Below are 7,910 nucleotides of genomic sequence, written 5' to 3'. Positions count from 1 at the left end.
CTTACTTGACTTAATGCACCATTTAAATTTAAGACACCTACATTATCACCACCTGTGGTATTATCAATCGCACCTGTTAATACTGCATTTGCATTTGTAAGAGTTAATACCGACGCAGCATCTGTTAATTTAGTCGTAGTAGCTTTAATAACCGCTCCCCCTAACGTGGCTTTACCTGCTCCTACACTTATCGTGGCTAATGAATTTGTATTACCTATATTCCCACTTACTTGACTTAATGCACCATTTAAATTTAAGACACCTACATTATCACCACCTGTGGTATTATCAATCGCACCTGTTAATACTGCATTTGCATTTGTAAGAGTTAATACCGACGCAGCATCTGTTAATTTAGTCGTAGTAGCTTTAATAACCGCTCCCCCTAACGTGGCTTTACCTACTCCTACATTTATCGTGGCTAATGAATTTGTATTACCTATTGTTCCGTTAATGGCAGCATCTGTCTTGACAGTTATTATACCTCCTCCATCTATATTTCCTGCAAGTGTTATCTTTGCCGGGGTTGCAGATTGTATAATTAATTCAGCATTCGCTCCCCCTAAAGTTATATTTCCTAAACCTGTATAATTATCGGCCGGAGCATCAAAACCATGATTTGCAGCAACAGCATTAGTACCGTTTAAAGTTAAGCTTTTGCCAGCAATAGTAACAGGCAACAAGTTACCTCTAGTTATAATCGAACCAACGACGGTATTTTGAGCAATATTTAGACCTACGGGAGTAGTACCCGCAACATTTATAGCCGTAATAATACGATCGACTACATCTGCAGTGATAGTATAATCAGCACTGTAAGTAAATGCCCAATTGTTTTGAGGACCGCCAGCAGGAATACCATTAGCTACCCCTTCAGCCGTTATCTCATCCCAATTATTGGCCTCAGCATCATTACTAAATGCTGCATCATCATTAGTAGCAATAACACCTGCAGCAACACCGAGTACCCCACTACTACTCAGCATTATCGCTGCGGTTGAGGTGGTGAATAAAGCGGCTTTAAGACCTTGTTGTATTGCTTTTTGAAATAATTTTGGAGAAATATTCGCCATATGTAAACCTTAATAAAAATTAAATCAATTAAATCACTTAAAAAGTGTTGTAATTCTAACGCAACTTTTTTAATATGTCTATTATAATTAATAATTTTAGGATAATATTTTTATGTATATATTATATGTCATTCCGTAGCGGCGTTGGCCTTGTTGCATGGCTCTTATGTCATGCAACAACACCTACGGCTGCGTAGCACATGACGAAAAAATACCCTACCTCTCAAGCAATAATATCTCTCTTTTACCTGTATGATTCGGTGGTGAGACTATTCCCTCTTTCTCCATCTTCTCAACTAAGTTGGCAGCTTTGTTATAGCCAATTCTAAGTGACCTTTGGATATAGCTAATGGAAGATTTGCGTTCGTAACGCACTATCTGCACAGCTTTTTTGTAAAGCACTTCATCAGAGGTGCCGTCACCGATATCAATGCTACTATCGTCCTCTTCAGGTTGCTCGGTAACGGCAGAGATATATTCAGGCGTACCACTCTCTTTCAAATATTCCGTAATTTGCTCAATTTCGGCTTCATTAACAAACGGTCCGTGTACCCTACTTATCTTGGAAGTACTCCCCATAAATAACATATCACCCATACCGAGTAACTGCTCGGAGCCTTGCTCTCCTAAAATCGTTCGGCTATCGATTTTAGAGGTAACTTTAAAACTAATACGACTTGGAAAATTGGCTTTAATGACACCAGTAATAACGTCTACAGAAGGTCTTTGCGTTGCCATAATAATATGGATGCCTGCCGCTCTTGCCATCTGAGCAAGCCTTTGAATCAGCATTTCAATATCCTTACCGGCAACTAGCATTAAATCAGCCATCTCATCAACAATAACCACTATGTAAGGCAGTTTTTCCATGTTCATTGTAACGGTTTCGTAAATAGGCTTACCTGTTTCAGGGTCAAAACCAGTTTGAATCGAACGCTCAATTACTCTCTTCTCTTTAACCGCTTCTAAGATTTTTGCATTATAACCTGCGATATTCTTAACACCGATATTGCTCATCATTCTATAACGGTTTTCCATTTCCTTAACTGCCCATTTAAGAGCAACTACCGCTTTAGAAGGCTCGGTTACCACGGGAGTTAGCAAATGCGGTATTCCATCATAAGCCGATAATTCAAGCATTTTCGGATCAATCATGATAAAGCGACATTCTTCGGGAGTATAGCGGTATAAGAGCGACACAATCATCGCATTAATACCGACGGATTTACCTGAGCCGGTGGTTCCTGCTACTAATAAATGAGGCATTTTAGCAAGATCGGCAATCAGCGGCTTACCTGCTAAATCTTTACCCAAGACTAACGGCAATAAAGTTGATTTGTCTTGGTATTCTGGGGTCTCTATAAGTTCTTTTAAGCAAAAGAATTCACGCTGCTTATTAGGAAGCTCAATACCAAGTACGTTTTTGCCGGGTATGACTGCTATCCTTGTTGATAAAGCAGATAGTGAGCGTGCTATATCGTCAGATAATCCTACTACCCTTGATGTTTTCGTGCCTGCTGCCGGCTCAAATTCATATTGAGTTACCACCGGTCCTTGATTGATATTAATTATCTGCCCTTTAACTCCAAAATCATTCAGCACGGTTAATAACTCTTCAGCCTTTTGTTTAAGCTCTGAGGAAGAAGCTCCTTTTACATGATGGTTTTCAGGATCACGTAATAACGAAATAGGCGGCAATTCTGCTATTTCGCTTTGAGATATTTTAGGGCTAACAGGTTTGCTAAAGAATTTTATAGGATTTGCAGGTACGGATCTCGCTTCTTCAGGAAATTTTACTTTTTCACTTACAGGCTTTTGGTAAGAAGAAGTTATATTTATCTTATCATTGTTTTTAGTAGGGAATAATCTTATCGACGACAATCGTGAAAATACATTATGTAAAAAAGATTGTATCCGATAGATTAAAAATTTACCTAGCTTAATAATAAAATTACTTAAAGAAGTAAATTTAATTTCAAATAAAACAACTAATATAATAAAGGTAAAAAATATTAATAATAAGTATAGTTGATTTGTAAATCGCTCAAAAAAATTAGAAGCTATTATTCCGATAGCTCCACCTGCATTTGCCGGTATGAATTCTAGCTTAATCTTAGATAATAATGTGCTACTGCTAACGAGAGCAAGCAACATTACAAACATACGGATAAATGAGCCGCGATATCTTCCATACCAACAATTTCTCCCCCAAACAAAGCAAGCAAGCGGTATGATAAAAGCAGCCAACCCAAAAAATTGATATAAACAATCCGATAAATAAGAGCCAAAAATTCCGACTAAATTACTATGGTACTCTGTTGTGACCGAGTTAAACGACGGATCGTCTATATTATATGACGTGAGAACAGTAACAACCCCAAGCCCGATTATCCCTAAGATAACCGCTTGTACCTTATTGCTTGAAAGAATTTTATTTATGTAATATAGCATAGTTTTAAATATTAAGCTAAATTATGAGTTTTTTATCTTTTTCTATAATACTCTATAGGCTTTTCAATAAAGAAATAATTATTACTGTTATAAAAGTAACCAACGTATTAAGAAATATCCCATTATCAGCAAAATATGAAATAGCAGGTAATATATTATACAAGACAATTAAATGACAACAATATATTGAGTAAGAGAGTAAAGCAATTAATTTGTCTAACTTATTATCTTTGGTTAAGTCAAATATTTTTCCTAAAGATAGAGCAAATAAACAATAAAAAAGTAATTTTTTTAGTTGAGGCTCTATTGGGATAAACGGAAAAGTAATAATTATTAATATAATAAATAGAGTAATTGACTAAGCCAAGACTTTTTTTCGTTTATTTCTTGATTAGTATAAATATAAAATGCTTGACTACCAATTAAGAAAACTGCAAGTTCAGAAGGAAAGAATCTATAAGACCAAGAATCTCCTATAAATCCATTAAACTAAGAATAATTCTAGTAATTAAAGATATACAAATTATGGATAAAAATATAGATATTTTTCTTTTTTAGAATCCAAGGTGCCATTAAAGAAATTTCTAACCCAATTGATCAACCAGGAGGTATCAACAAAAATTGATAAAGAGGAGGCGTGGAGTCAATAAAGTATTTTGTAAAATGTACTGTATTATTATTAATTCTAATAAACATTGTTACATCTTGCAACAACATTGTTAGGTTTGCAACAATAAAAAAAACCAGCCGGAAATGGAAGATTACACAATTGCCTTAAAAAAGAAAATTTTTGCTGCAATAAGAAAGTAACTAAAATACACAAGATATAAGTAGGATAAAGCCTTAAATATCTACGTTTCCAAAATTTTATTTTGCTTGTATAATTGCTCTGAATCCATAGCCATATAAAAGCCGGAAATCATGAAAAAAGATTGTACTACAATTGTGGTACCTATAAATTTAAGCAATGGATGAGAAGTTGAATGTGCAGCCATAACAGAAAGAGCAAATAATAACCTAACTACACCCATTATGTTAAATAATAATTATATTAGCAATTATATAATATCCAAAACCTACATCAAGTAACATAACAGCACTTCTCAATAATAGGATAAGTTATTTACATTAAAAGAGCCATTTTGTATTATGAAAAATATATTTTTTTTGAGGGAAAGGTAACCAAAATTCATGACCATAAAAATCCACACGGGAAAAGATTTCATAAAGATGCGGGCAGCAGGAAAATTAGCTGCAGAGACGCTCGATTTTATTACTGATCACGTAAAACCGAATGTCACTACTAATAGTTTAAATGGCCTTTGTCATAATTTTATTACTTCTCATAATGCCGTTCCTGCACCGTTAAATTACAAAGGCTTTCCGAAATCGATTTGTACTTCTATAAATCATGTGGTTTGTCACGGCATTCCAAACGATAAACCGTTAAAAAACGGTGATATAGTAAATATTGATGTTACGGTAATTTTAGACGGTTGGTACGGTGATACTAGCCGTATGTATTATGTCGGTGACGTAGCAATTAAGCCAAAGCGTCTTATTCAAGTAACTTATGATGCAATGATGAAAGGGATTGAAGTAGTTAGACCCGGTGCTAAACTCGGTGATATTGGACATGCTATTCAAAGCTATGCCGAGAAACATAATTATTCTGTGGTTAGAGATTATACGGGTCACGGTATCGGAAGAGTTTTTCATGACGAACCATCAATATTAAATTACGGTCGCAGCGGCACGGGTCTAACGTTAGAAGAAGGGATGTTTTTCACCGTTGAACCTATGATAAATGCCGGTAATTATGACACTATATTAAGTAAACTAGATGGATGGACAGTTACTACACGTGATAAATCATTATCGGCTCAATTTGAGCATACTATAGGCGTGACTAAAGACGGTTTTGAAATATTTACGTTATCACCTAAAAAACTTGATTATCCTCCATACTAAACTGTAGGGTAAAAATTGACTTTGTTGTATGGCTATCTATGTCATTCCCGCGGGACATTGTTGCGTGGATCAAAAAACGCACTCGGTGTCATCCCGTGGCTTGACCACAGGATCCAAAAAGCATTTAAAAAGACTAGATCCCGCGATCAAGTTAGCTAGGATGACATTAAAGATTACTGGATTCCTGCTTTTAGCTAGGAATGACATCAGCAACATTTTACTTATTTATAATTTGAATAAACATAAAGAATGTTAGAAAATAATTTGTTAGAATTTAGTAATGATGAAATAGATACGCATCATTATATAGGTCACCGTAAAAGAGTAAAAGAACGCTTCGTTGCCGCTGGAGCAGAACATTTTTCTGATTACGAATTACTTGAAGTAATGTTATTTTCGGCTATCCCTCGTAAAGACATAAAACCTCTTGCTAAAAAATTACTTGATCATTTTGATATTACGGATTTAATTAACCTTGATAAGGAAAGGCTACTTAGTATTAAAGGCACCAATGAAAATTTATATATCAATTTTGCTCTACGTGAGCTGATAAATTAGAGTATTGAAACAAAAAATAATAAATAAAAATATTAGTGCTTCTTGGAGTTCTTGGATTGATTATTTAACAGTTAATATGGGCAATATGCGACTCGAGCAATTGCGTATATTATTTTTGAATAAGAAAAATATTTTAATTGCTGATGAGGTTTTAAGTCAAGGAACTATAGACCAAGCTGCGGTATATCCACGTGAGATAATTAAACGAGCTTTATTTAACGAAGCAAGCAGCCTTATACTTGTGCATCATCATCCAAGCGGTAGCCCTGAACCTTCAAAAGCCAAAATTCATATGACAAATAAGATAGTAGAGAAATGCCAAACCGTAAATATTATAGTTTTAAATCTAATATGTTCCTATGAATATAAATAGCTACAGCACATTATTTATTTTTTCTTTTATATCCACCGCTATATTAACATATATATTAACTAAATATCTTCCTACTATCGGTTTAGTTGATATACCAAGTAACCGTCGTTCTCATGATAAGATAACACCGCGCGGCGGCGGTCTTGCTATTGTAGTTGTTGTAATGATTGCTTTGAGCGGGTTTGAATATATAATGAGCAATAACTTTGTTAATTCAATAAAAATATTACCGTTATTATTGGCAATTGCTTCGATTTCCTTTTTAGATGACTTAAAAGCCGTACCTATTCTAATTCGTTTAATAGTTCACTTAATTTGTGCAGCTTCTGCTATTTTTCTTTTTTCGCAGCTAAACTCTGTACATATACTAATATATTCTATTTTAGTTATAGCTTTAAGCGGTTTTATTAATATATATAATTTTATGGACGGTATAGACGGTATGAGTTGTGTGGAATCTATCCATCTATCTAGCACTATGCTTATATTATGTTTTTTACAATTTCCGACTATTAATAATCCATATTTTATAGCTAGTGTAAATGTTATTATTCTTGGTTGTTCTTGTGGTTTTTTAATATTTAATTGGCATCCGGCAAAAATATTTTTAGGAGACGTGGGAAGTATTAGTCTTGGATTCTTAACGGGTCTTTGTTTGCTCCTGCTGGCTCTTACAAGCACTAATTTATTTATAGCTTGTGCTATTGCTAGCTTATATTACATCACTGATGCAGTGCTAACCATATTAATTCGGCTACTCAATAAAGAAAAAATTTGGCAGCCTCATTTAAAGCATTTTTTTCAAAAAGCAGTACAAAAAGGTAAATCTCATAAACAAGTAGTATCGATTATAGCAGTTTGTAATACATTTTTAATGATCATATCGGTTACATCTTTACATTTTCCCGTAATATCTATAATGCTTGCTTTAGCCATCATAACTTTAACAGTGCAGAGTTTATTAAAATGAAGCTCATTAAAGAGGATATCGATAAAATAGTTAGACGTATATTTGCTAAACAACATCCATTGCTGCCTGAAATCATGATTAACTGGAATAAAATAGTCGGGTTTAACTTCAGCACTAAAGCATTACCTTTAAAAATCACCACCTATACTTATAAAAAACAAAAAATTAATACGCTGTTTATACAAGCTGAAGATAATGCTACTGCAGCAAAATTACCTTATTATCAAGATATTATTCTAGAACGTATTAAAATTTATTTAGGCTTTGCAGCAATACATAAAATGAACGTAACGTTTTATAAAGGCAAAAAGAGTCTTTAGATTAAGAGTTTGTTGGCATGAATATCAATGCCATCTCTACTATAACTCCGCAAGCTTGTAGGTGTTGTTGCCTGGCTCAGTTTATGTCATTCCCGCGGAAGCGGGAATGACATCGTACGGACTTTTCGAACCACACAACAACTCCGCAGCCGTAGGATCTAGGAAAAATAATGAAAATGCTGTAAATCAGAATT

General features: G+C 34.3%; 6 protein-coding genes and 1 pseudogene. 5 read left to right on the top strand and 2 right to left on the bottom strand.

Features of this window, described 5'->3' with window-relative positions; genetic code table 11:
* Together GCO76_RS05560 and GCO76_RS05555 are read right to left on the bottom strand one after the other, a co-directional pair.
* A pseudogene (locus GCO76_RS05560) lies at positions 1 to 1,073 on the bottom strand (autotransporter outer membrane beta-barrel domain-containing protein); the annotation flags it as partial.
* A 216-nt stretch (positions 1,074 to 1,289) separates the two neighbouring features.
* Positions 1,290 to 3,524, bottom strand: a complete 2,235-nt coding sequence (locus tag GCO76_RS05555) for a DNA translocase FtsK (RefSeq protein ID WP_410956429.1) — start codon at positions 3,522 to 3,524, stop codon at positions 1,290 to 1,292.
* A gap of 1,191 nt (positions 3,525 to 4,715) precedes the next feature.
* Here GCO76_RS05555 and map point away from each other — a divergent pair.
* The 5 genes from map to GCO76_RS05530 all read left to right on the top strand — a co-directional run bounded on the left by map (position 4,716) and on the right by GCO76_RS05530 (position 7,716).
* On the top strand, positions 4,716 to 5,495 hold the full coding sequence (gene map, locus GCO76_RS05550) for a type I methionyl aminopeptidase (RefSeq protein WP_010977838.1): 780 nt from the start codon (positions 4,716 to 4,718) through the stop codon (positions 5,493 to 5,495).
* A gap of 249 nt (positions 5,496 to 5,744) precedes the next feature.
* On the top strand, positions 5,745 to 6,053 hold the full coding sequence (locus tag GCO76_RS05545; protein WP_103897361.1) for a UPF0758 domain-containing protein: 309 nt from the start codon (positions 5,745 to 5,747) through the stop codon (positions 6,051 to 6,053).
* Between the two features lie 4 nt (positions 6,054 to 6,057).
* Positions 6,058 to 6,426 carry a JAB domain-containing protein gene (locus GCO76_RS05540; RefSeq protein ID WP_410956428.1) on the top strand — a complete coding sequence of 123 codons (369 nt, stop codon included), beginning with the start codon at positions 6,058 to 6,060 and terminating at the stop codon, positions 6,424 to 6,426.
* Positions 6,413 to 7,396 (top strand): MraY family glycosyltransferase, encoded by a 984-nt coding sequence (locus GCO76_RS05535; RefSeq protein WP_410956427.1) that lies wholly within the window; start codon positions 6,413 to 6,415, stop codon positions 7,394 to 7,396. Before GCO76_RS05540 ends, GCO76_RS05535 begins: the two co-directional genes overlap by 14 nt.
* Positions 7,393 to 7,716 carry a DciA family protein gene (locus tag GCO76_RS05530; RefSeq protein ID WP_103897359.1) on the top strand — a complete coding sequence of 108 codons (324 nt, stop codon included), beginning with the start codon at positions 7,393 to 7,395 and terminating at the stop codon, positions 7,714 to 7,716. Before GCO76_RS05535 ends, GCO76_RS05530 begins: the two co-directional genes overlap by 4 nt.
* The last annotated feature ends 194 nt before the right edge of the window (positions 7,717 to 7,910 follow it).

The organism is Rickettsia koreansis, from assembly GCF_046532895.1.
GTDB lineage: Bacteria > Pseudomonadota > Alphaproteobacteria > Rickettsiales > Rickettsiaceae > Rickettsia > Rickettsia rickettsii.
This window is presented reverse-complemented; position numbering and strand designations above follow the sequence as displayed.